General features: G+C 70.7%; 23 protein-coding genes. 13 read left to right on the forward strand and 10 right to left on the reverse strand.

The features are described from left to right. Positions 1-43: 43 nt before the first annotated feature. The 5 genes from ABT008_RS01385 (at position 44) to ABT008_RS01405 (ending at position 7010) form a co-directional block, all read left to right on the forward strand. Positions 44-1480 carry a TldD/PmbA family protein gene (locus ABT008_RS01385; protein WP_350692660.1) on the forward strand — a complete coding sequence of 479 codons (1437 nt, stop codon included), beginning with the start codon at positions 44-46 and terminating at the stop codon, positions 1478-1480. Next, a complete protein-coding gene (locus tag ABT008_RS01390; RefSeq protein ID WP_350692662.1) occupies positions 1477-2892 on the forward strand; it encodes a TldD/PmbA family protein in 1416 nt (471 codons plus the stop codon). The genes ABT008_RS01385 and ABT008_RS01390 overlap by 4 nt, the downstream gene beginning before the upstream one ends. A gap of 270 nt (positions 2893-3162) precedes the next feature. Next, on the forward strand, positions 3163-3975 hold the full coding sequence (sdhC, locus tag ABT008_RS01395; protein WP_350692664.1) for a succinate dehydrogenase subunit SdhC: 813 nt from the start codon (positions 3163-3165) through the stop codon (positions 3973-3975). 11 nt (positions 3976-3986) lie between these two features. Next, positions 3987-5936 (forward strand): fumarate reductase/succinate dehydrogenase flavoprotein subunit, encoded by a 1950-nt coding sequence (locus ABT008_RS01400; RefSeq protein WP_350692666.1) that lies wholly within the window; start codon positions 3987-3989, stop codon positions 5934-5936. 3 nt (positions 5937-5939) lie between these two features. Then, entirely contained in the window at positions 5940-7010 is a 1071-nt protein-coding gene (locus ABT008_RS01405) for a succinate dehydrogenase/fumarate reductase iron-sulfur subunit (protein ID WP_350692668.1), read from the forward strand. Between the two features lie 252 nt (positions 7011-7262). Here the strand turns inward: ABT008_RS01405 and ABT008_RS01410 are convergent, their stop codons facing one another. Then, positions 7263-7718 carry a (deoxy)nucleoside triphosphate pyrophosphohydrolase gene (locus ABT008_RS01410; RefSeq protein ID WP_350692669.1) on the reverse strand — a complete coding sequence of 152 codons (456 nt, stop codon included), beginning with the start codon at positions 7716-7718 and terminating at the stop codon, positions 7263-7265. A gap of 182 nt (positions 7719-7900) precedes the next feature. Here ABT008_RS01410 and ABT008_RS01415 point away from each other — a divergent pair, with 182 nt between their 5' ends. Further along, positions 7901-8224 carry a 4a-hydroxytetrahydrobiopterin dehydratase gene (locus tag ABT008_RS01415; protein WP_350692671.1) on the forward strand — a complete coding sequence of 108 codons (324 nt, stop codon included), beginning with the start codon at positions 7901-7903 and terminating at the stop codon, positions 8222-8224. A 22-nt stretch (positions 8225-8246) separates the two neighbouring features. Here the strand turns inward: ABT008_RS01415 and ABT008_RS01420 are convergent, their stop codons facing one another. Continuing rightward, the gene (locus tag ABT008_RS01420; RefSeq protein WP_350692673.1) at positions 8247-8666 is read right to left on the reverse strand and encodes a VOC family protein; all 420 of its coding nucleotides are present in this window, start codon (positions 8664-8666) and stop codon (positions 8247-8249) included. A gap of 86 nt (positions 8667-8752) precedes the next feature. Here ABT008_RS01420 and ABT008_RS01425 point away from each other — a divergent pair, with 86 nt between their 5' ends. Next, on the forward strand, positions 8753-9649 hold the full coding sequence (locus ABT008_RS01425) for a LysR family transcriptional regulator (RefSeq protein WP_350693163.1): 897 nt from the start codon (positions 8753-8755) through the stop codon (positions 9647-9649). 45 nt (positions 9650-9694) lie between these two features. Beyond that, positions 9695-10057, forward strand: a complete 363-nt coding sequence (locus ABT008_RS01430; RefSeq protein WP_117226445.1) for a PH domain-containing protein — start codon at positions 9695-9697, stop codon at positions 10055-10057. Here ABT008_RS01430 and ABT008_RS01435 read toward each other — a convergent pair. The 3 genes from ABT008_RS01435 to ABT008_RS01445 are packed head-to-tail and all read right to left on the reverse strand — an operon-like array spanning position 10050 to position 12636. Further along, positions 10050-12095 (reverse strand): hypothetical protein, encoded by a 2046-nt coding sequence (locus tag ABT008_RS01435; RefSeq protein ID WP_350692674.1) that lies wholly within the window; start codon positions 12093-12095, stop codon positions 10050-10052. The two genes, ABT008_RS01430 and ABT008_RS01435, sit on opposite strands and share 8 nt — an antisense overlap. Continuing rightward, complete coding sequence (locus tag ABT008_RS01440; RefSeq protein WP_350692676.1) at positions 12095-12343, reverse strand: hypothetical protein; 249 nt, start codon at positions 12341-12343, stop codon at positions 12095-12097. The genes ABT008_RS01435 and ABT008_RS01440 overlap by 1 nt, the downstream gene beginning before the upstream one ends. Continuing rightward, positions 12343-12636, reverse strand: a complete 294-nt coding sequence (locus tag ABT008_RS01445; protein WP_350693164.1) for a DivIVA domain-containing protein — start codon at positions 12634-12636, stop codon at positions 12343-12345. Before ABT008_RS01445 ends, ABT008_RS01440 begins: the two co-directional genes overlap by 1 nt. 330 nt (positions 12637-12966) lie before the next feature. Here ABT008_RS01445 and ABT008_RS01450 point away from each other — a divergent pair, with 330 nt between their 5' ends. After that, positions 12967-13383 carry a GntR family transcriptional regulator gene (locus ABT008_RS01450; RefSeq protein WP_350692677.1) on the forward strand — a complete coding sequence of 139 codons (417 nt, stop codon included), beginning with the start codon at positions 12967-12969 and terminating at the stop codon, positions 13381-13383. Positions 13384-13869: 486 nt separating this feature from the next. Here ABT008_RS01450 and ABT008_RS01455 read toward each other — a convergent pair whose 3' ends face one another. Both ABT008_RS01455 and ABT008_RS01460 read right to left on the reverse strand, forming a co-directional pair. Next, a complete protein-coding gene (locus ABT008_RS01455; RefSeq protein WP_350692679.1) occupies positions 13870-14265 on the reverse strand; it encodes a type II toxin-antitoxin system VapC family toxin in 396 nt (131 codons plus the stop codon). Continuing rightward, positions 14262-15176 carry a hypothetical protein gene (locus ABT008_RS01460; protein WP_350692681.1) on the reverse strand — a complete coding sequence of 305 codons (915 nt, stop codon included), beginning with the start codon at positions 15174-15176 and terminating at the stop codon, positions 14262-14264. The genes ABT008_RS01455 and ABT008_RS01460 overlap by 4 nt, the downstream gene beginning before the upstream one ends. A gap of 267 nt (positions 15177-15443) precedes the next feature. Here ABT008_RS01460 and ABT008_RS01465 point away from each other — a divergent pair, with 267 nt between their 5' ends. Then, positions 15444-16181, forward strand: coding sequence for a methyltransferase domain-containing protein (locus ABT008_RS01465; RefSeq protein WP_350692682.1), 738 nt, complete (start codon positions 15444-15446; stop codon positions 16179-16181). 624 nt (positions 16182-16805) lie between these two features. Beyond that, positions 16806-17528 (forward strand): SanA/YdcF family protein, encoded by a 723-nt coding sequence (locus ABT008_RS01470; protein ID WP_350692683.1) that lies wholly within the window; start codon positions 16806-16808, stop codon positions 17526-17528. Positions 17529-17563: 35 nt separating this feature from the next. Here ABT008_RS01470 and ABT008_RS01475 read toward each other — a convergent pair whose 3' ends face one another. The 3 genes from ABT008_RS01475 to ABT008_RS01485 all read right to left on the reverse strand — a co-directional run bounded on the left by ABT008_RS01475 (position 17564) and on the right by ABT008_RS01485 (position 20256). Continuing rightward, a complete protein-coding gene (locus tag ABT008_RS01475) occupies positions 17564-18502 on the reverse strand; it encodes a hypothetical protein (protein WP_350692685.1) in 939 nt (312 codons plus the stop codon). Between the two features lie 135 nt (positions 18503-18637). Next, complete coding sequence (ychF, locus tag ABT008_RS01480) at positions 18638-19723, reverse strand: redox-regulated ATPase YchF (protein WP_350692686.1); 1086 nt, start codon at positions 19721-19723, stop codon at positions 18638-18640. A 47-nt stretch (positions 19724-19770) separates the two neighbouring features. Beyond that, on the reverse strand, positions 19771-20256 hold the full coding sequence (locus tag ABT008_RS01485; protein ID WP_350692688.1) for a hypothetical protein: 486 nt from the start codon (positions 20254-20256) through the stop codon (positions 19771-19773). Between the two features lie 232 nt (positions 20257-20488). On the opposite strand from ABT008_RS01485, the gene ABT008_RS01490 reads away from it, so the two are divergent. Together ABT008_RS01490 and ABT008_RS01495 are read left to right on the forward strand one after the other, a co-directional pair. Next, complete coding sequence (locus ABT008_RS01490) at positions 20489-22006, forward strand: DNA-3-methyladenine glycosylase 2 family protein (RefSeq protein ID WP_350692689.1); 1518 nt, start codon at positions 20489-20491, stop codon at positions 22004-22006. Between the two features lie 71 nt (positions 22007-22077). Next, a complete protein-coding gene (locus ABT008_RS01495; RefSeq protein ID WP_350693165.1) occupies positions 22078-22557 on the forward strand; it encodes a methylated-DNA--[protein]-cysteine S-methyltransferase in 480 nt (159 codons plus the stop codon). Positions 22558-22617: the final 60 nt, after the last annotated feature.

Below are 22617 nucleotides of genomic sequence, written 5' to 3' on the forward strand. Positions count from 1 at the left end.
TGGCCTAGGGTCGGGCCATGAGCGAGCACGACGGAGTGCGGGGATGACCGAGTTCGACGCGGCCGAGGTCGCCGTGCAGGCAGCGCTGGACGCGGGCGCCCGGTACGCGGACGCCCGCGTGATGCACCGGCGCTACGAGTCGATGACGGCCCGCAACGGCGAGGTGGAGGCACTGACCCAGGACGAGAGCATCGGGCTGGGCGTACGCGCGCTGGTCGGGTCGAGCTGGGGCTTCCACGCCGTACCCGACGTCTCCGACGCGACCGCCCGCGACGCCGGCCGACGGGCGGCGCGGATCGCCGCGGCGAGCGCCCGGGTGCCCGGTCCCCCGGTGGACCTGGTGCCGTCGACGCCGACGACGGCGAGCTGGGCCTCGCCCTGCGAGGTGGATCCGCTCGGCGTCTCGCTGGCCGACAAGGGCGACCTGCTGGTGGCCGCGACCCGCACGATGGCCGACCACGGCGCCGACCTGACCGAGGGCCTCTATCAGGTCTGGGACACCTCGAAGTGGTTCGTGTCCAGCGAGGGCCACCGCATCGACCAGCACATCCGCGAGTGCGGTGCGGGCATCTCGGCCACCTCCATCGGCGACGGCGAGACGCAGCGCCGGTCCTGGCCGAGCTATCGCGGGCAGTACGGCACCACCGGCTGGGAGCTGGTCGACTCGCTGGAGTTGACCGCCCACGCGGCCCGCATCGCGGAGGAGTCCCGGGCACTGCTGACCGCGCCGCTCTGCCCGGCCGGCGAGACCGACCTGATCCTCGGCGGCGAGCAGTTGGCGCTCCAGATCCACGAGTCGGTCGGGCACGCCATCGAGCTGGACCGCATCCTCGGCTGGGAGGCGGCCTTCGCCGGCACGTCCTGGCTGGACCTCGACCAGCTCGGCTCGCTGCGGTACGGCTCCGACCTGATGAACATCACCATCGACCCGACCATCCCCGGCGCGCTGGGCAGCTTCGGCTACGACGACGAGGGCTCACCGGCGGTCCGGCGGGACGCGGTCCGCGACGGACGGTGGGTGGGCGTGCTGGCCGGCCGGGACTCGGCCGCCGTCGCGGGCTTGGACTACGGCGGCAGCGTACGCGCCGACGGCTGGGCCCGGCTGCCGATGGTGCGGATGACCAACGTGGGCCTGGAGCCCGGCCCGCACACCCTGGAGGAGATCGTCGCCGCCACCGACGAGGGAGTGCTGATGGACATCAACCGCTCCTGGTCCATCGACGACAAGCGGCTGAACTTCCAGTTCGGCTGCGAGATCGGCTGGGAGATCCGCAACGGCCGACGTGGGCGGATGGTCCGCAACCCCACGTACACCGGCATCGGGCCGCAGTTCTGGCGCTCGATGGACATGCTCTCCTCGGAGATCGTCTCGTGGGGCACGCCGAACTGCGGCAAGGGCCAGCCGGGCCAGATCGGCCACACCGGCCATCCGGCGGCACCGGCCCGGTTCCGCGGCGTCCGGGTGGGGGTGCGCGCATGACGAGTCCAGTGACCGCCGGCAGCGAGGTGGAGCTGGCCGGGCGGGTGGTGGAGCTGGTCGCCCGGCTGGGCGGGGCGGACGCCCAGGCCGAGGTGACGGTGACCCGGGGCGAGCTGGCGTTGACCCGGTTCGCCAACTCGGCGATCCACCAGAACGTCGCCGAGTCCGCCGTGGAGGTCCGGCTGCGGCTGCACCTGGGTGGGCGTACCGCCACCGGAGTGGGCAGCGCGGTCAGCGCCGACGGGCTTCGCGCGCTGGTGGAGCGGGTGGTGGCGGCGACCCGCTTCACCCCGCCCGACCGGGGTTGGCCCGGTCTGACCCCGCCGACCGAGATGCCGCCACCGGCGCTCTGGGACGGTGCCACCGCCGACGCCGGTCCGGACGAGCGGGCCGCCCTGGTGCGGGCCTTCGTCGACGCGGCCGACGGGTTGGAGACGGCCGGCTACTGCCGCACCACGTCCCGGTCGGTGGCGTTCGCCAACTCCGCCGGGCACTCGGCGCAGGGCCGCACGGCCGAGGCCGCGATGGACGGGATCGCCCGGGCCGGTGGTGCGGACGGGGTGGCAAGGAACAGTGTCGAACGGCTCGCCGACCTCGACGGCGCCGCTCTCGGACGACACGCCGCCGCGAAGGCCCGGGCGGCCGTCGACCCGATCGAGTTGGCACCGGGGCGCTACCCGGTGGTGTTGGAGCCGGCCGCGGTGGCGGACCTGCTGCAGAACCTCGCCTGGTACGGCTTCAACGGCAAGCGGTACGCCGAGCGGCAGTCGTTCGCCGAGCCCGGAGCCGCCCAGCTCGACCCGGCGGTGACGCTCGTCGACGATCCGCTCGGTGCCACCGCGTTGCCGTTCGACCTGGAGGGCACGCCGACCGGGGCGGTGACCCTGGTGGACGCGGGCACCACCACGGCGGTGGCGCACGACCGGCGCAGTGCCGCCGAGTCGGGCACCACCTCGACCGGTCACGCCGCGCCCGGCAGCGCCACCTTCGGCCCGATGCCGCGCAACCTGCGGCTGGTCCCGTCCGGGCGCGCCGAGGCGGTGGAGGCGGTCGGGGCGACGGCGCCGCCGAGCGGGGCGGTGGTGGACGCCGACACCGCGGCTCTGGTCTCCCGGATGGGACGTGGGCTGCTGGTCAGTGACCTCTGGTACACCCGGGTGCTCGATCCGAAGAGTCTCGTGGTGACCGGGCTGACCCGCAACGGACTCTGGCTGGTCGAAGACGGGCAGGTCACCCGCGCGGTCCGCGACCTGCGCTTCACCGAGTCGTATCCCCGGGCGCTGTCGCCGGGCGGGGTGCTGGAGGTGGGCCGCCGGGCGGTACGCCAGCCGGACCGGTACGACGGTGTCTGGTGGGAGGCGCCGTCGCTGCGGCTGGCCGCGTGGAACTTCACCGGCGGGGCGTCCGGCTGACCAGCTCATCGACCGTTTGTCGATCTTTTTCGGACGCTCACATATTGATCATGGCGAGAGGCTTTCCAAAGTTCGGGACACACGGGACACTGCCTTGCGCGGACGGCCCGCCTAGATCGGCGTAACGTGTGTCACTTAGCTGCGCCGACAAACCCGGTGCGGTCGTTGGTGTGCGCATGACGTGGCACGTGGGCGCGGGGTGACCGGTCCGCCTGCCGACCGGAAGTGTTCCGCCGCCCGTGACAGGGCCCCGTCAGGGAGACGACGCGAATGACATCATCGGCAACGAAACCGAAACCGCGGGGGGCGCGGGCACGTGCCGCCATCGCGGCGAAGACGTTGCGTACGGACCGTTGGTGGCTCGCGCCACTGATCACCGTCATCGGGCTCGGTGCGTGGATCACGTACGCGACGGTCCGGGTCTTCATGCACCGGTGGTACTGGGTCGAGGAGTACCACTACCTCACCCCGTTCTACTCCCCCTGCGTGACCGACCGGTGCATTCCCGAGGCGTCGCACTTCGGGCAGTACCTGCCGGGGTGGTGGATCATCCCGGACGCCGCGTTCACCCTGCCGTTCCTGCTGCTGTTCCGGCTCACCTGCTACTACTACCGCAAGGCGTACTACCGGTCGTTCTGGCTCTCGCCGCCGGCCTGCGCGGTGCCCGACGGTCACGCCAGCTACGGCGGCGAGACCCGGTTCCCGCTGATCGTGCAGAACTCGCACCGGTACTTCTTCTACTTCGCCGCGATCATCTCGTTGATCAACACGTGGGACGCGATCGCCGCCTTCCGCAGTCCCGAGGGCTTCGGCTTCGGCCTGGGCAACCTGATCCTGGTCGGCAACGTGGTGATGCTCTGGGCGTACACCATCTCCTGCCACTCCTGCCGGCACATCATCGGCGGACGGCTCAAGCACTTCTCCAAGCATCCGGTCCGCTACCGGGCCTGGGGCTTCGTCTCCTGGCTGAACGTCCGGCACATGCAGCTCGCCTGGATCACCCTCGGCACGTTGGCGCTGACCGACTTCTACGTCATGTCGATCGCCGCCGGGTGGATCTCCGACCTGCGGTTCATCAACTAAGGGCCCCCGACATGACCAATCCTCAGCACGGACCGAGCACCACCACCCGCATCGAGCGACACCACTACGACGTCGTCGTGATCGGGGCCGGCGGCGCCGGCCTGCGCGCGGCGATCGAGGCGCGCCTGGCCGGCAAGAAGACCGCCATCATCTCCAAGTCGCTGTTCGGCAAGGCGCACACGGTGATGGCCGAGGGCGGCGCCGCGGCGGCCATGGGGAACGTGAACAGCCGGGACAACTGGCAGGTGCACTTCCGCGACACCATGCGCGGCGGCAAGTTCCTGAACAACTTCCGGATGGCGGAGCTGCACGCGAAGGAGTCGCCGCAGCGGATCTGGGAGCTGGAGACGTACGGGGCGCTCTTCGACCGTACGAAGGACGGCAAGATCTCGCAGCGCAACTTCGGCGGCCACGAGTACCCCCGGTTGGCACACGTCGGCGACCGGACCGGCCTGGAGCTGATCCGCACCCTCCAGCAGAAGATCGTCTCGTTGCAGCAGGAGGACAAGCGCGACCACGGCTCGTACGACGCCCGGATCAAGGTCTTCGCCGAGACCACGATCACCGAGCTGCTGCTCGACGGTGACCGGGTCGCCGGGGCGTTCGGCTACTACCGGGAGTCCGGCGAGTTCGTCCTCTTCGAGGCACCCGCCGTGGTGCTCGCCACCGGTGGCGTCGGCCGCTCCTACAAGGTCACCTCGAACTCGTGGGAGTACACCGGGGACGGTCACGCGTTGGCGCTGCGGGCCGGGGCGACCCTGATCAACATGGAGTTCCTCCAGTTCCACCCCACCGGCATGGTCTGGCCGGTCTCGGTCAAGGGCATCCTGGTCACCGAGTCGGTACGCGGTGACGGTGGCGTGCTCAAGAACTCCGAGGGCAAGCGGTTCATGTTCAACTACGTCCCCGACGTCTTCCGCAAGCAGTACGCGGAGACCGAGGAGGAGGCGGACCGCTGGTACGACGACCCGGACAACAACCGGCGCCCGCCGGAGCTGCTGCCCCGCGACGAGGTGGCCCGAGCGATCAACACCGAGGTCAAGGAGGGTCGGGGCACCCCGGCCGGCGGCGTCTATCTGGACATCGCCTCCCGGTTGCCGGCCGAGGAGATCCGTCGCCGCCTGCCGTCGATGCACCACCAGTTCAAGGGACTGGCCGACGTCGACATCACCAAGGAGCCGATGGAGGTCGGCCCGACCTGCCACTACGTGATGGGCGGCGTGGAGGTCGACCCGGACAGCGGTGCCGCGTACGGCTCGGTGCGGGGCCTCTTCGCCGCCGGTGAGGTCTCCGGCGGCATGCACGGCTCGAACCGGCTGGGCGGCAACTCCCTCTCCGACCTGCTGGTCTTCGGCAAGCGCGCGGGGGGTCACGCGGCCACCTACGTGGACCAGCTCGGCGGGCGACCCCGGGTGGCCGTGGAGGCGGTGGAGACCGCGGTGGAGACCGCCCTGGCCCCGCTGCAGCGGGACACCGGCGAGAACCCGTACACCCTCCAGCAGGACCTCCAGGCGGTGATGGGCGACCTGGTCGGCATCATCCGGCGGGAGGCCGAGCTGGAGGACGCGCTGGTCCGGCTGGCCGAGCTGCGCGAGCGGGTGGCGAAGGTCAGCGCCGTCGGCGGCCGGCGTTACAACCCCGGCTGGCACCTCGCACTGGACCTGCGCAACATGCTGGTCGTGTCGGAGTGCACCGCCAAGGCGGCGCTGGAGCGCCGGGAGTCGCGCGGCGGCCACACCCGTGAGGACCACCCGACCATGGATCCGCAGTGGCGACGGGTCAACCTGGTCTGCTCGTTGGAGGGCGAGACCGTCCGCCTGGAGCGCAAGCCGCTGCCGAAGATGCGGACCGAGTTGCTCGGCCTCTTCGACCGCACCGAGCTGGCCAAGTACCTGACCGACGAGGAGTTGGCCGAGTTCGACGCCGTCGCCGCCGCTGACACTGCCGGGAAGGAGAGCTGAGAGATGGGTACGAAGCGCAACTTCCGGATCTGGCGGGGTGACGCCGACGGGGGCGACCTGACGGACTACGCCGTGGAGGTGAACGAGGGCGAGGTGGTCCTCGACGTGCTCCACCGGTTGCAGGCGACCGACGCGCCCGACCTGGCGTGCCGGTGGAACTGCAAGGCGGGCAAGTGCGGCTCCTGTTCGATGGAGATCAACGGGATGCCGAAGCTCAGCTGCATGACCCGGATGTCGACGTTCGAGGAGAACGAGACGGTCACGGTGACGCCGCTGCGCACCTTCCCGGTGATCCGGGACCTGGTCACCGACGTGTCGTTCAACTACGAGAAGGCGCGGGAGACCCCGGCGTTCGCTCCCCCGGCCGACCTGGCCCCCGGCGACTACCGGATGCAGCAGGTCGACGTGGAGCGCTCGCAGGAGTTCCGCAAGTGCATCGAGTGCTTCCTGTGCCAGAACGTCTGCCACGTGATCCGTGACCACGACGAGAACAAGCCGGCGTTCTCCGGTCCGCGGTACTTCATCCGGGCCGCCGAACTGGACATGCACCCGCTGGACGCCAAGACCGACCGCAAGGAGTACGCGCAGGCGGAACAGGGTCTCGGATTCTGCAACATCACCAAGTGCTGCACCGAGGTCTGCCCCGAGCACATCAAGATCACCGACAATGGGATCATCCCCATGAAGGAACGGGTCGTCGACCGCAGGTACGATCCACTTGTATGGCTCGGTAGCAAGATCTTCCGGAGGGGTCAGGTGCCTCAGACCAGCGTGACCAGCGAACACACCCCGGGCGCCGTGCGCTCCAGCGCCGGCGGCCACGGCGTGCACTCGCACGCGGGCGGCTCCCACGACGCCGACGCCGAGGTGCAGGCCCAGCAGGGCGTCAACTGGCACCGTGAGGTGCCCCGACCGACCGCCCCAGCGGTCGACGCGAGCGGCAAGCTGCCGCTGACGGAGCTCACCTTCGACCGGGCGGCGGCACCCTCGCCCTTCGGCGACGACGTGACCTTCCCGCTGCCCCCGGAGCACCTCAACTTCGCGCACCCGGAGCAGGACGACAACAAGCACTGACGAGTACGCACCGCAGGAGGGGCCGTGGCGATGCCACGGCCCCTCCTCCGCGTCTCCGCCCACCACCCCACCACCAACCACCCCCTCACCCACCACGCCACCAACCACCCCGTTGATCAAGAAGTTTGCGCCCTCAGTGAGCGCCCTCCTCGACCAAAACCTCTTGATCAGCGCGCGGGGGCGGCGCGGGGGCGGCGCGGGGGCGGCGCGGGGGCGGCGGGGGCGGGCAGGGGGGTGCTTGGGCGGGCGTGGTCAGGTGGGTGGGGGGAGGGTTTGGGCAAGGAGGGGGCGGAGGGCGGTGATGATGGGGGCGTCGGCGGGTAGCCAGGTGACGGTGTCCAGCTCGGTGGCGGTGAGCCAGCGCATCGCGGAGTGTTCCAGCGCCTGCGGTCGGTCACCGTGCAGCAGGCGGGCCGCGTACACCTTGAGCACCGAACGGCCGTGCGCCATCCGGACGCTGCGGCCGACCCGGTCGCCGATCTCGACGCGTACGCCCAGCTCCTCGGCGCACTCCCGGGCCAACGCCGCCGTCTCGCTCTCCCCCGGCTCCACCTTGCCGCCGGGGAACTCCCACATGCCGGCGACCTCGGGTGGAGCCGACCGGGCACAGGCGAGCACTCGCCCGTCCTCGATGATGGCCGCCCCGACGATCACCTTCGGGTCCCTGCGGGCTGCCTGCCCGCCACCATTAGCCCGTTCGGTCTGCACGGGCGTCCAGCGTGCCAGATCAATCGGCGGTTTGGGTAGCTTGGTCGACCGTCAGGGCAGGAATCCCAAGAAGTGTGGGCGTGGACACACCATCCGAGTGACGTAAGACTAGAGGCACCGACAAGACACGGGGCGGCGACGATTTGGCCACAAGCCGGCAACGAAGCCTGGGAGGTGCGGTGATGCGTGCGCTGTTCGGCGGTCGAGCAAAGCACGACTACCTCAGCGACGCCCTCACCCTACTCAACGGGTGGACGCGCGAGGGCGACCAGATTCGGCGCACTCTGGTCATAGACGACACGCAGCACGCGGCCCTGACCGAACGGGTCAAGGTGGTCGCCGACGCGCTGCACCTACGGCCGGAGATCAGCCGACGGGCCGACCACACCCAGATCCGGGTCGGGCACAACGACGAGCCCCTCACCGAGGGTGAGGTCCTGCTGGCCGCCCGGATCGAGGACGCCTACCGTGCGGTGGCGGAGCCGGGCGAGAACCGCCTGGGTTGACCGGCGGCCCCCGACACCCCGCTCAGACCTCGGCATCCTGCGGGTACGTCCGCAGCTCGACCGAGTTGCCGTCCGGATCACGGACGTAGACCGATACCGCGTCGCCACGCGCACCGAAGCGCCCGACCGGGCCTTCGAGAATCGTGAAGACGCCGGAGTCGATCACCCGCTGCCAGTCCAGCGGAGCCACGACCAGGCAGAAGTGATCGACGTTGGCGCTGCCCCGGTCCTGCCGGACCAGGTCGATGATGGTTTCCGGGCTGATCCGGACGGATGGGAACGGCACCTGCCCGGCCCGCCACTGCGCGACCCGGACCGGGGCCAGACCGAGCACCCCGCAGTAGAAGTCGAGGGAGCGTTCGACGTCGGCCACGTTGAGCACCACATGGTCGAAACCGGTGACGCGTACCGGATGGTCGGAGGTGCGGGTAGTCGTGTTCATGCCGTTCACGATGCGCCGACCTGCGACACGGACCAAGAGCCGATCGCACTACCATCGTTGCGTCCTGGTCAACGATGGGAACGGACGTGCTGGAGCGGTACGAGATCGAGACCTTCCTGACCCTCGCCGAGGAGCTGCACTTCGGCCGGACGGCCGAACGCCTGCGGGTCAGCACCGGTCGGGTCAGCCACGTGGTCAAGAAGCTGGAGCACCGGATCGGCGCGCCGCTGTTCGCCCGTACCAGCCGGGTCGTGCGGCTCACCCCGATCGGCCGGCGGCTCGCCGAGGACCTGACGCCGCTGGTCGCCGGCATGGACGAGGCGGTACGCCGGGCCACCGAGTCGGGACGCGGCACGGGTGGCCGGCTGACGGTCGCGTTCCTCGGCGAGTGGACCGCGCCCGTCCTGCTCAGGGCCGTCGAGGTGTTCACCCGACGACATCCGGAGTGCCGGGTCGAGGTACGCGAGGTGCAACTGCACAACTCCCGGCAGAGCCTGCTGGACGGCTCGATCGACATCCTCGTCGCCGCGTACCCGTTCGACGGGATGGCCTGCGGACCGCCACTGCTCACCGAGTCCCGGCTGCTCGCGGTCGCCGCGACCCACCCGCTGGCCGGCGCCGGGTCCGTCTCCGTCGAGGTGCTGGCCGACCACCCGGTCGTCCAGTACCCGGTGGTCACGTCGGCGGCGTTCAAGCGCGACCGTACGCCGGAGCACACCCCGGCCGGTCGCCCGGTGCCGAAGGGGCCGTCCGGCGCCACCTTCTCCGAGATGCTGACCCTGGTGGCGATGGGCCGGGGCGTGCTGCCGGTGGGCGAGCACACCCGGCACTACTACCCGCGCCCCGACGTGGCGTACGTGCCGATCGCCGACGCACCACCGATCCTGCGCGGACTGGTCTGGCTGGGAAGCAACACCACCACCCGGGTCCGCGAGTTCGTCCGCGCCGCCGACGACGCCAACCGGGACGCCCCGCCGGGCTGACCTGGCGGATCTTGTGGTTGGCGTCGGCCACCTACCGTGGAGTACATGACGAACGCGACGTACGACCGCAAGGAGCAGTTCCAGCAGATCCAGAGTGGCCTGCTCGACGGGGAACAGATCATCGCCGTCTACGACGCCGTCGGCACCGGCACCGGGTTCATCGGGCTGACGGATCGGCGCGTGATCATCCAGGACCGTTCGTTCATCGGCAAGAAGTACGCGATCACCAGCATCCCGTACTCGAAGATCACCAGCGTGAGCGTGGTCAGCAACAAGTCCTGGGGCGGCTCGTTCTTCTCCACCGGCGCCATCGCCATCCACGTCGGCACGCACACCTACGAGGTGGAGTTCCGGGGCGACCAGAAGAGCCACCACGTGCACAACGTCATCCTGCACTACATCAGCTGACCAGTCCCAGCCCGCGCAGGGCGTGCCCGAACGACGCCGCCCGGGCGATCAGCCGCCACCCCTCCGGCACCAGCAGGTCGATCCGGCAGCCGTCCCGGCCGAACTCCACCGACGCCTCCGTACCCGCGTGGTGTGCGGCCAGCGCCAGAATCCCCGGCAGCGGGTCGGGCAGCCGAGCCGTGGCCGGGGCCTGCGGCACGTGGATCGGTACGCCGGGATCGGTGGGCACCGCATCCCGGACTGCGTGGTCGAGGAAGCGCAGGCAGAAGTCGATCGCCGCCTCCACGGTGGGCTGAATCGGCCGCTCGCGGGCCGCGCCGCACCGCACCAGCGACACCGACCAGCGCAGCGCCATCCCGGCGGGCCGTTCGTCGCACACCCCCACCAGCAGCGTCAGCGACAGTCCGTGGGCCAGGCGCACCAGGTCCGCCAGAGGCGGCACGTCCGGACGGCGGGCGACCACGATCAGCCGGGCACCGGGCCGCCCGGCGGCGGCGGAGGACACGAACCGTCGCTCCGGGTCCGGCCCACCGGCCAGCACCAGGCCGTCCCGCAGCGCCGTGTCGAGCGTTCGGCCGCCGTCGGCGTCGGTGAGGTGTTCGGGGCGTACGCCGAAACGGCTGGCCTGGTCGGCGAGCCGGTAGGGGCCGTCGAGCCGGTGGCCGGGCGACACCTCGGGCCCGTCGCCCGGCAGCCACAGGTGGTGCTCGGCCCGGTCGATGAGGTCGGTCACCGTCACGGTGAGCGCGGCGTACCGGCGGCGGCCGCCCCGGCAGTACGGGCAGCCGCCGGTCACCGGCGCGAACCCGGCACCGCCGCAGACCCGGCATCCCGGCTCGGCCGCTCCCCCGTCGATCCGGCAGTAGCACGACACCAGCCGGCCCCCCGGCACGCAGTCGGGGCAGGGATTCCACGGCACCGGCACGCCCTGCCACGTCGGCGCGGTCGGCTCGACGACCCGCCGCAGCAGGCTGACCGACTGCCGGGCGACCTGCCCGGTGTCCCGCTCGGTCAGGACCACCGTGTCGCCGTCCTCGGCGAGTCGCAGGTGCCACCAGCGCCCGTCGCGCCAGACCGCCTGGGCACCGGGTGCCTGCCGCAGGTCGGCGAGAACCAGCCCGCCGAGCCGCGCCAGGTCGACCACCGGCCGCACGGCCCGCGTCCCGTCGCCGGGCACCATCGTGTACGCGGGTGCCGCCGACCCGCGCTCCCCCAGCCCGAACAGCGCATCGGCAACCGTGGTGGCGGCGACCGCCGTGGCCAGGTCGGGCCAGTGGGCCGGGATGGGTGCGGGCACCTCCCCACCGGGCACCTCGTACCGCACGTGCCACGTCGGTCTCCCCCGCCGGTGTCGACGCGCCTCGACCACCAGATCCAGCCGAAGCAGGTCGGCCACCTCGCAGAGCCGGGCCAGCCGGGCGTCCGGCTCCTCGGCGGGCGGCGCTGCCGATCGGGTCAGCCACAGCCACCACGGCCGGTGCACGTGCCGGACGATCGCCTCGGCCTCCAGCTCGCGTCGCTGCTGCGCCGGTAGTCCCGGATACCACCGCCGATGCAACGGCAGGACCAGGGTGGCCGCCTCCCACGGCCGGTTCCGTTCCCGCAGCGGATCCCCACCCGTCGGCTCGGCGGCGGCACCGGCCGCTTCGATGATCGCCCGCTGCTCGCGGACCAGCGCGGTCAGGTCGAGGCACGAGCCACCCCGGTCCGCCAGGGTCGGCTCGACGCTTCCCGGCACGACGTTCGCGGAGGCCACCGCCCCGGTGTCGAGATCGGCCACGGTGAGCACCAACTGCGCCCGCCACCGACCGGTCCGCCCGCAGTCCATACAGTCCCGGACCACACGTCCCGCTCCGCCGCAGAGCCGACAGTCCCGGTACGCCTGACCGACCTCGTCCCGCCAGCCCACCAGCAACCGGTCGCCACCGTCGGTGCAGCCGCACGCCTCGGTCACGTTTCCCGCCCCGCCGCAGGTGGCACACCCGACCACCGGTGCGGCCGGTGGGCCGAGCGGCGGCCGGTCTTCGTCCGCACTCATCACGGCACCCGCCCGGCGCACGGCCCGTCGTGGCCGGTCCGCAGCAGGCAGCGCCGGTCGCCGGACAGCCTCAGGTCACAGAAGACCCGATGGCGTACGCCCTGCTCGTCCTCGGCCGACACGGTCGTCTCGCCGGGGTCGGTCGCGGCCAGCACACTCGACCACCGGGCCACCACCCGCGCCAGCCGGACGGCCACACCCAGGTCACCGGCGACCACCGGAACGTGAATCACGAACCGCTGCCCCATCAGTACCGCCCGCCCGCCGGATTCGCCCGGCGAGCCTGCTCGGACTGCCACTGCCGCAGCGCGTCCCGGAACCGCACCGCCTCCCGCACACTGTTGCCCAGCGCGTCGTGGACGGCGGCCAGGTCGTCGGCCACCCGGTCGAGGAACTCCTGTACCTCGTCCGGGTCGAGCCCACGCCGCCCGAACCGGGTCGTCCGGAACCGCCGTTCCCGCACCTGCCACGGCCGCAACGGCGGACGAATCGCCGACCGGTAGCAGCCGGTCCCCTGGTCCAGACCGACCGGACCGGCCACTCCGGTCCCCGCATCGCGCCCGACCTGCTCGGACCATCTTCTGCGTCGGAAGAAGCCCACGCCCCGTACTCCCTTTGGTCGCGTATCCCCTGGACAAGGTGGGCACCCGCCAACCCGGGCAGGCGGGTGCCCCGTCGCCCCACCACCGCAGCCCCATGGCAGTACGACAGCAGAGCAGCTCACCGCGTCACGCCAAGGAGTGACGAACCCTCCGTATCTCCTCGGTCGTTTCTCGCAACAGGCAACCTAGCAATGTGGCAACATTCAAACAACCCTTTGTTGCAACATAGCCCTATTCGATCGTGGCCACGGGGGCATAAGGCTTGTCTCATGACGATCGATCCGCGCTCGCACACGCCGGTATACGTCCAGCTCGCGGACCTGATCCGAGAGCAGATCGAGGCCGGCACGCTGGCACCGGGATCGAGCATCGGCAGCGAGGCCCGGCTGAGCCAGGAGCACGGGATCGGACGGGACGCCGTCCGAATGGCGATAGCTCTACTTCGATCGGAAGGACTCGTTACCACCAGCCGACCGTTCGGCTCCCGGGTCCGGGAGGCTCAAGAGCGCCGCGAGATGGAACTACCGCCCGGCGCCTCCGTGATCACCCGCATGCCGACAGGCGCGGAACGACGGTCACTCGGCATGGATGAGGGCGTGCCGATCCTCGAAGTGCGCGATGCAGAAGGCGGCGTGGAAGTCATGCCAGGTGACGAGGTCGTTGTGACCCGCCCCAAACCGCGCTGACCCCACCTTCCACCGGAAGCGACCAACACACGATCACCACCCAGACGCTCCGTGTCCGCACAGAACACAGAAAGTCGCGCCGCGCGCGTAAGGTGAACCCGATCGAGCACGGTTGGTCGCGAACAGCGCTCGCCACCACGACTAGGGAGGTTGTGTGAGCGCGGCACAGATCATCGCGCAGTTGACGGCGGCATCACGAAGCTGGAAGAAGCTCAGGCCCAGTTCGTCGCGGCACGCCAAAACGCCGGAGGGGCATGCCAGTCGAAGATCACGCTGGATCCTGGATCGAGTGGCATCCAAGCGCCACCATAACCACTCGATCCAGGATCGAGTACGACCTTGAGGTCAGCGAGCGCCAGCCTGAGCACCGGAAGGCAGGTCACTCGCCGCAGTCAAGCGTCAGGTAATCGCCCCAGTTGGTCAACTGATCGCGGTTGCTGGGCGGCCCTCGCAGATCGCTCCGGTGCCTGTCAGCCCACCCTCGAATCAGGCGAGCACCAGGCCCGGGAAGCTCTCGAAATGGCGGCGGTTCAGTGTCAACAACGGCGCGTTGTGATAGATCGCGGTGGCACAGACCCACAAGTCGTTCGTTTGTGTGGCATGACCCAACGCGTGTCCGGACTTCTGCGCCTGCGACTTCAGTCGTCCCCAGAGCCGCGCCAAATCCGGGTCGTAGGGAGCCACCAGATACCGGCGGATCGCTTCCTCCAGGGCCAGCACGCGGCGCTCGCCCCACCCCGCCTTCGCCGCACCGAAATGCAGTTCGGCGACGGTAGCGAAGCTGAGTACCGGAGTCGAGCCGATCAGGCGTTCAAGAAGTTGGTCGGACGGGCTTTGCCAGATCTCCGAGAATGCGTCGGTGTCGACGACTGTGTACTTCACTCGTTCTCGCCTCTGCCGCGCGCGGAGCGTAAAGCCGCCAAGAACTCCTCCATGCCCTCGACAGGCGCTCCACGCAGCTCGTCAACGGACCCGATCGGCCCCACCCCTTGTTCCCTGGCAAGGTCGTCAAGGCTCTTCGGTCGGGCCGCATCGAGCCTCCGCAACGCAGCAAGGTGGAGAATCCGGATGGTGCGGCCGTTGGGCTCCAACTCGGCCGTGCCCTCGGCCATCACCATCTGATCCATTGCGTCAAGCACCGCGTCGCGAAGATCGGATTCGAAGTCACACGAAATGCTACCGGCATATGTGTCGATGCGGCACCGGAGGGTGGCCGGCGAGAAATCACCCATGTGCAACCGGCCGACAACCGTGGATTCTTGCGCGACCTGTTCGAAGGCGACTTGCCGCACTGCTACCTGGAGTGCCTCATCCACCACCAGCCGCACCTGATCGCCTTGGCGCAACTCAACCCGGGTCACGTTCCGGTCACCGATGGCGCCGGTCAGCGTGCGGAGACTGTTCACGAGTTGAGTGGTGAAGTACTGGGGACGTTCGTTCGGGCGCTCCCGGAGGTCTCTGGTGCCTGCTTCCAACGCGGCAAGAGACTGTTCGAGCAGTCCGTCACCGAGATAGAGCTGACCGGTTCGCGCGATATCCAGCACAGCTGAGCCTGCCCGGAAACCGACGAAGTCGAGCCGGACCGCCTCGACGATGTCCGCTGGACGCCGTCCGGGACGCGGCGACCGCCCGGTGATCGCGAGGGCGATCTGTTCAAGCGCGGCCTGAAGCCCACTCGCCAAACGTGCCAGCTCAGCAAGCGGCAATCTGCCGCCCTCAGTGGCCGGACCAGTCGCGTACAGCGTTAGATCATCAATCCGAGAGCCTTGACCATCCACAGCCATCACCCCCACTCACCGAACCCTGGCAGGCCGAGATCAGCGTACGCGTTACACGACGACGGTGACTCCACCCTCTCCCTGGAAAACCGGTTGCCGCGCCGCATCGACGCCGGTTGGCTGATCCTCAGCCAACCGAAGGGAGCCAACGACATGAGGTACGCCACGACGCACGTTCAGCGACCCACAGTCACCGACTCTGTCGAAACGAGGCTTCGTGATTACGTGGTTTCCCACGATCGAGGCGCCGCACGGCGCCACTAGCACCACCGGAGGCCGCTGATGTCGGTCTTCGACGACCCGGGACACTTCGGCAAGTTCTGGGCCGACACCTACGACCTGCCCGGTGGCCTGCCCGACCCGATGCCGGCTGCGGCGTTCCTCGCCGACCTGGCCGGTGACGGTCGGGCGCTGGAACTCGCCATCGGCACCGGCCGGGTGGCCCTCCCGCTCGCCGCGCACGGCTGTGCCGTCGAGGGGGTGGAGGGGTCACCCGAGATGGTCGCGAAAATGCGCGACAAGCCGGGCGGCGCGGACATCCCCGTGTCCATCGGCGACATGGCGGACGTACCCGGGGTCACTGGGCCGTACCGGCTGGTGTTCCTGATCTTCAACACGCTGTTCAACCTCACCCGCGAGGAGCGGCAGGCGGACTGCTTCCGCAACGTCGCGCGGGTGCTGGAGCCGGGTGGGGCGTTCGTCATCGAGACGTACGTGCCGGACCCGGCGGACATCGACCGGGACGAACAGGTCCGGCCCTGGTCGGTGACCGAGGACTCGGTCGCCATCCGGCTGCACCGCTACGACCGCGAGGCGCAGACGTTCCTCCGGCAGACCGTCACCTTCGACGGCACTGGGGTACACCTGCACCCGTTCGCCATGCGGTACATGTGGCCGGAGCAGATCGACGAGATGGCGGCACAGGCCGGATTCCACCTCGCCGAGCGGTACGCCGACTGGGACCGCTCGGCGTTCGGGGTGGACAGCACCTCGCACGTCTCCGTCTACCGGCTCGGCTGACGACCGGTGCGGGCACGGAACGGCCATCATGCCGCCCGTGCCCGCACCACCCACCGACCCGAACGGGTACGACTGAGGCCGACCCGGTGCCGACACGGCCCGGCGATCCATACGGCTCGGCGTCGATACGGTCCGGCGATCCATGCGGCCAAATGCCGACGCGGCCCGGTGCCGGCGATCCATGCGGCCAAATGCCGACGCGGCCCGGTGCCGGCGATCCATGCGGGGCCAGCGCCGTGCCGGGCCCGGCACGTCACCGCCTGCGGCCCCTGTCGAGCTGAACCGTTCAGCTCATCACCCAGGCTGGCGACTCGCACCGAGCGGGCCGGTCGGTGATCCGTTTGCGCCATCAGCTCGACAGCGCCCACACCCCTGTACCGGCGCGGCCATCCCCCTGCACCAGCCGCGCTTCGCACCAGCCATCCAGGTGCCGAACATCCACGTGCCAGCCATCCACGTGCCAGCCATCCACGTACCGGCCATCCGCATGCCGGCCATTCACGTCCCGGCCACTCACGTCCCGGCCACGCGCACGTCCCGGCCACGCACGTCCGGGCCACGACGCCACGGGCACCAGCACCAGTGCCGGGAGTGGCCTCGCCACGGGCTGGGATAATCGATCACATGCCGATCCGTACCACCGTGTCAGCCGGGCTGCGCCGGGTCAGGGAGAACGGCCGGGGCCGCTGGCTGCGCCGCGCGGTGCTGGCCGGCACGGCCGGCGTGGTGCTGGTGACCGGTGGGGCCTGGGCCAGCACCAGTTGGATCCGCTCCGGCGCCGACGGGCGCACGTACACCGCCGAGGCGGTGCCTGAGGCCCCCGTCGCCCTGGTGCTGGGCACCCGGGTCCAGCCGGACGGCACCCCGTCGCCGTTCCTCAGCGCCCGCTTGGAGATCGCTCGCGAGCTGTACGCCACCGGCAAGGTGCGGGCGATCCTCGTCTCCGGCGACAACATGCGCCACGAGTACAACGAGCCGGAGGCGATGCAACGCTGGCTCGTCGACCGGGGAGTCCCCGCCGACAAGGTGGTGCTCGACTACGCGGGCTTCGACACGTACGACTCCTGCGCCCGCGCCAAGCGGGTCTTCGGCGTCGACCGGGCGACCGTGGTCACCCAGTCGTTCCACCTGGCCCGGGCCGTCACGGTCTGCCGTCACCTCGGCGTCGACGCCAACGGGGTGGGCGACGAGACGATGCAGGAGCTGAACAACCGGACCTGGCGGATCAGCTCGACCCGCGAGTACGGCGCCGGTCTGAAGGCAGCGGTGGACGTGCTCTCCGGACGCGACCCGGTGCACCTGGGCGAGCGCGAGACCGGTGTCGAAGAGGCCCTCCGGACCGGCTGACCCCTAGCCGCACCGGGAAGATCCGCACCGCTGCCTCAGGAGAAGTTCGTCGGGTAGACCCGCCGCTTGGCACCGCTCTGCTGGGCGGCGGTCGCCTGCCGCTGCACCGCCGGGACCTGGGCGACCATCGGCGGCGGCGCGACCTTCGTCAACGGTCCGGGCACGGCAAGTTCCTCGACCACCTGGATCTGGCCCGGCGGGATCGCGTCAGTGGTCTGGAAGTTGTTGCTGTCACCGCTCTTGTCCTGGCGCCACCGGTCGTTACCGGCAACGCTCGCCTCCGGCACGTCGAAGCTGAGGACGAGGCCGCCGTGCTCCGCCACGTCCCGTAGGGCGGGCTCGTGTTCCTTCATTCCCATGGCCCACTCGGTGTGCTGCCGCGCGTAGGAGAGCGCCACCTCGAAGCTGAGCGTGACGGTGTGCCAACCCTGGTCCTTGTACTCTGCGGCCACCATGTGCTTCTCCCACCGCTTGCAGCCGATCCCGCCACCGGCCTTGCCCGGATCGAGTCCGACGACCGAGATGCTGCCGGGCCCGGAATAGAAGTTCTCCCGGTTGGTGCCCTGGTAGAACCGGAGCATCCCCGGAGGTACCGGAGCCGGTGCCGGATTCGCCAACCGCCACAGGTGTTCCTGTCGCGTGTTGAACGCCTGGAGCGCGACCGGATCGGCCACGTCCACGGGCAGCTGGTCGAGGCGGGCCGCCAGCCGGTAGAGGATCAACTTGTCGGCGATGACGCCGAGCGCCGGACCGGCGTACTTGGCGGAGAGGACGATCATGTTGGCGGCCGGCAGGTAGTCGCTGCCGACCGGGGTGTCGAGCAGCCCGACGCACAGTGGCGTGGGCTGGCCGGCGTTGAGTGACGCCACGGCGTCGGCGACCATCTGATCGGTGGCGGACAGCTGGGTGAGTCGCGCGGTCAGCCCCGGGTGTGCGGGCGGGGGTCCCTGAAGGGCGCCTGGGGTCGGTTGCATACCCGCGACCCTAGGCGGATCAATCACCCTCTGTCACAACTCGATCGCGAAGCGGACAGGCTGGAGAAGCGTGGCAGTGTGGCTGTTCGACACGCCGGGTCTGGAGCAGCTGCACTGCCACGATCCGGGCCGAGGTCAGACGTTGAAGCGGAACTCCACCACGTCGCCGTCCTGCATCACGTACTCCTTGCCCTCGATGCGGACCTTGCCCACCGACTTCGCGGCCGCCATCGAACCGGCCTCGACCAGGTCGGTGTAGGAGACCACCTCGGCCTTGATGAAGCCGCGCTGGAAGTCGGAGTGGATCACCCCGGCGGCCTCCGGCGCGGTCGCGCCGACCGGGACGGTCCAGGCGCGCGCCTCCTTGGGGCCGGCGGTGAGGTACGTCTGGAGGCCGAGCGTGCGGAAACCGACCCGGACCAACTGGTCCAGCCCCGGCTCGGACTGCCCGATCGACTCCAGCAGCTCGCGGGCCTCCTCCTCGGGCAGGTCCACCAGCTCCGACTCGATCTTGGCGTCCATGAAGACCGCCTCGGCCGGGGCGACCAGCGCCCGCAGCTCGTCGAGGAACTCGGCGTTGTTCAGCTCGGCCTCGTCGACGTTGAAGACGTAGAGGAACGGCTTCGTGGTGAGCAGGTGCAGCTCCCGCAGGTGCTCCAGCTCGATCTTGGCTGCCGCCGCGCCCGCGTAGAGGGTGGTGCCGCCGTCCAGGACCTCGACGGCCTGCTTGGCGGCGGTCACCGCGGCGGCCCGGTCCTTGCGGAGCTTGGCCTCCTTCTCCAACCGGGGCAGCGCCTTCTCCAGGGTCTGCAGGTCGGCGAGGATCAGCTCGGTGTTGATCGTCTCGATGTCGTCGGCCGGTGAGACCTTGCCGTCGACGTGCACCACGTTCGGGTCGGAGAAGGCCCGCACCACCTGGCAGATCGCGGAGGCGTCGCGGATGTTGGCGAGGAAGGCGTTGCCCCGCCCCTGGCCCTTGGAGGCGCCCCGCACCAGGCCGGCGATGTCGACGAACGACACCGGGGCGGGGAGCACCTTCTGCGAGTTGAAGATCTCGGCGAGCTTGACCAGCCGCTCGTCCGGCAGCCCGACCACGCCGACGTTGGGCTCGATCGTCGCGAACGGGTAGTTCGCGGCGAGCACGTCGTTCTTGGTCAGCGCGTTGAACAGGGTGCTCTTGCCGACGTTGGGCAGGCCGACGATGCCGATGGTGAGACTCACGACGAGCCAGCTTACGCCGTTACCCGCCGACCACGGTCAGCGGTGGGTCAGCTTCGCCGGCTCGGGCCGGCCTGCCGGGGCACCAGCGTGTCGACCCGCAGCGAACCCGGGGCCAGCTCGGCCGCGGCGGCCAGCGGCAGCGTGAACCGGGCGTCGGCGGTCGGGTCGGCGCCGTGCGACTCGCCGAGCATCCAGTGCACCTCGTCGGCCGTCCAGCCCAGCGCCGGCCGGGTGGCGATCTCCCGGAGCAGCCGCAGCGCGGCACGGGTGTCGTCGTCGTAGAAACGCATGCACCAGTGGTGCACCCACATGCCCAGGGCGCGTACGCCGTCGCGGTCCAGCGACCGCACCAGGCGGCCGCAGGCGGTGTCGCCGAAGGAGCGCGCCGGGTCGTCGGCGCGGTCCCGCTCGATGGCGCCGACCGCCGCCGGGGCGACCAGGCGCATCCGCTCGTAGAAGCGTTGGACGACGGCCTCGTCCAGCGGGGGGTCCCCCTGCCTCGACGCCGACGCCCGACCCGCCACGCTCGCCATCACCGCGCCCCTTCTTGAGTTGGTGGCCGCACGCTACCGACCACAACCGACACTTTCCCCGCCGCCCCACCGCACCCAGCGCCCCCATCCGCCACTCACCGCAGCTCGCGACGGGTGCGGATGTAAGGAGGGGACCCTTCCTATACACGAGGCGTTAGTAGGGGACCCCTCCTTACATGCGGGTCCGAATTCCGCCAGCCGGAGGTCGGCGGGTAGGCGCATCATCGGTGACGTGGATCTGGACTTCGAGCGGTGCTACCGGGCTGTCGACAGCCGTGACCAACGGTTCGACGGCTGGTTCTACACCGGCGTGACCTCGACCGGGATCTACTGCCGGCCGTCCTGTCCGGCGGTGACCCCGAAACGGCGCAACGTCCGGTTCTTCCCGTCGTCGGCGGCCGCCCAGCGGGCCGGTCTGCGCGCCTGCCGTCGGTGTCGGCCGGACGCCTCCCCCGGCTCGCCGCAGTGGGACGTCCGCGCCGACGTGGTGGGCCGGGCGATGCGGTTGATCGCCGACGGCGTGGTCGACCGCGATGGTGTACCGGGGCTGGCGGCCCGGCTCGGGTACACCGAACGGCACCTGCACCGGATGCTCCGGGCGGAACTCGGCGCGGGACCGCTGGCACTGGCCCGGGCGCAACGGGCCCAGACCGCCCGGACGCTGATCGAGACCACCGGACTGGGCCTGGCCGAGATCGCCTTCGCCGCCGGGTTCGGCAGCGTACGGCAGTTCAACGACACGGTCCGCGACGTCTTCGGGGTACCCCCGTCCCAGTTGCGCAGTGCCCGCAGGCCCGACACGGGCGGGGCGGGGACGGTCACCGTGCGGTTGGCGTACCGTCCACCGCTGCACGCTGCCGCGCTGCTCGACTTCCTGGCCTACCGCACGCTGCCCGGGGTGGACGAGGTGCGCGACGGGACGTACCGCCGGGGGTTGCGGCTGCCCCACGGCCCCGGCGAAGCCGTCCTGACCCCGGCGGACGGGCATGTCCTGGCCACCCTGCGGCTGACCGACCTGCGGGATCTCGCCCCGGCGGTGGCCCGTTGCCGGCACCTGTTCGACCTCGACGCCGACCCGATCGCCGTCGACCAGACCCTGGGTGCCGATCCGGCGCTGGCCGGCGCGGTCGCTGCCGAGCCCGGCATCCGTGTCCCGCGCGCGGTGGACGGCTTCGAGACGGTCGTCCGGGCCATCGCCACCCAGCAGGTCTCGCTCGCCTCGGCCCGTGCCACGCTGACCCGGCTGCTCGCCGCGATCCCCGACGCCCCGCCCGACGGCACGGCCGACGCTGGCGACCGGCCGACTGGCGACAGGGCCGGCGCGGGCGACGGCGATCACGTCATCGAGCGCCTGCGCGATCGGCAGGGCTGGCTGCGCGGGTTCCCCTCGGCGGAGGAGATCCTGCGGGTGCCGGACGCCGGATTCCGGATGCCGGTGGGCCGGCGGGAGACGATCCGACGGGTGGCCCGGGCGGTCGTCGACGGCGGGCTCGACCTGGCACCCGGCGGTGACCGGCAGGAGACCGCACGGCGGTTGACGGCGACGTCGGGCATCGGCCCGTGGACGGCGGGCTACCTGGCGATGCGGGCGCTCGGCGACCCGGACGCGTTCCTCCCCACCGACCTGGCGGTCCGCCGGGGTGCTGCCGCCCTCGGCCTGCCGGACGACCCGACGACCCTCGACGCGTACGCCACCGCGTGGCGCCCCTGGCGCTCGTACGCGGTGATCCGGCTGTGGAGAGCAGCATGAACCCGACCTTGGAGGACAGTGTGAACCGCACCTCGCAGAGCCCGAACACCTCGACCGTCGACTGCGCCACGATGGACACTCCCGCCGGCCCACTCACCGTCCTCACCGGTCCGGACGGTGCGGTGCGGGCCGCCGGTTTCATCGCCGATCCGGATGCCCTGCTGCCGCTGATCCATCCACGCCTGCGGGGCACGCTTCGGCAGCGTCGGGAACTCGGTCCGGTCACCGACGCCGTCACCCGGTACTTCGACGGCGACCTGGCCGCGATCGACCCGGTGCCGGTCGAGCAGCACACCGACGGGGCGTTCATGGCGCACGCCTGGCAGGTGCTGCGCGAGGTGAAGCCGGGTGAGCCGGTCACCTACACCGCGTACGCGGGCCTGGCCGGACGCCCGGCCGCGATCCGCGCCGCCGCAGCGGCCTGTGCCCGCAACGCCGCGGCTCTCTTCGTGCCGTGTCACCGGGTGCTGCGCACCGACGGCACGCTGGGCGGCTACCGCTGGGGGCTGCCGGTGAAGGAGCTGCTGCTCGCGCACGAGGCAGGCCGTTGAGGCGCAGGGCCCGACCTGCTTCGGCGCGAGCCGCGCCGGGACGGGGGCGGCGGGGAGAAC

It is taken from the genome of Micromonospora sp. NPDC002389, assembly GCF_040296095.1.
Lineage (GTDB): Bacteria > Actinomycetota > Actinomycetes > Mycobacteriales > Micromonosporaceae > Micromonospora.

Bases quoted from the DNA above. Each gene is read 5' to 3' on its own strand.
- ABT008_RS01435 (WP_350692674.1), bottom strand. From the start codon at position 12,095: ATGAGTGCGGACGAAGACCGGCCGCCGCTCGGCCCACCGGCCGCACCG.
- ABT008_RS01390 (WP_350692662.1), top strand. From the start codon at position 1,477: ATGACGAGTCCAGTGACCGCCGGCAGCGAGGTGGAGCTGGCCGGGCGG.
- ABT008_RS01400 (WP_350692666.1), top strand. From the start codon at position 3,987: ATGACCAATCCTCAGCACGGACCGAGCACCACCACCCGCATCGAGCGA.
- ABT008_RS01470 (WP_350692683.1), top strand. From the start codon at position 16,806: ATGCCGATCCGTACCACCGTGTCAGCCGGGCTGCGCCGGGTCAGGGAG.
- ABT008_RS01385 (WP_350692660.1), top strand. From the start codon at position 44: ATGACCGAGTTCGACGCGGCCGAGGTCGCCGTGCAGGCAGCGCTGGAC.
- ABT008_RS01420 (WP_350692673.1), bottom strand. From the start codon at position 8,666: ATGAACACGACTACCCGCACCTCCGACCATCCGGTACGCGTCACCGGT.
- ABT008_RS01450 (WP_350692677.1), top strand. From the start codon at position 12,967: ATGACGATCGATCCGCGCTCGCACACGCCGGTATACGTCCAGCTCGCG.
- ABT008_RS01475 (WP_350692685.1), bottom strand. From the start codon at position 18,502: ATGCAACCGACCCCAGGCGCCCTTCAGGGACCCCCGCCCGCACACCCG.
- ABT008_RS01440 (WP_350692676.1), bottom strand. From the start codon at position 12,343: ATGGGGCAGCGGTTCGTGATTCACGTTCCGGTGGTCGCCGGTGACCTG.
- ABT008_RS01415 (WP_350692671.1), top strand. From the start codon at position 7,901: ATGCGTGCGCTGTTCGGCGGTCGAGCAAAGCACGACTACCTCAGCGAC.
- ABT008_RS01405 (WP_350692668.1), top strand. From the start codon at position 5,940: ATGGGTACGAAGCGCAACTTCCGGATCTGGCGGGGTGACGCCGACGGG.
- sdhC (WP_350692664.1), top strand. From the start codon at position 3,163: ATGACATCATCGGCAACGAAACCGAAACCGCGGGGGGCGCGGGCACGT.
- ABT008_RS01430 (WP_117226445.1), top strand. From the start codon at position 9,695: ATGACGAACGCGACGTACGACCGCAAGGAGCAGTTCCAGCAGATCCAG.
- ABT008_RS01495 (WP_350693165.1), top strand. From the start codon at position 22,078: ATGGACACTCCCGCCGGCCCACTCACCGTCCTCACCGGTCCGGACGGT.
- ABT008_RS01465 (WP_350692682.1), top strand. From the start codon at position 15,444: ATGTCGGTCTTCGACGACCCGGGACACTTCGGCAAGTTCTGGGCCGAC.
- ABT008_RS01485 (WP_350692688.1), bottom strand. From the start codon at position 20,256: ATGGCGAGCGTGGCGGGTCGGGCGTCGGCGTCGAGGCAGGGGGACCCC.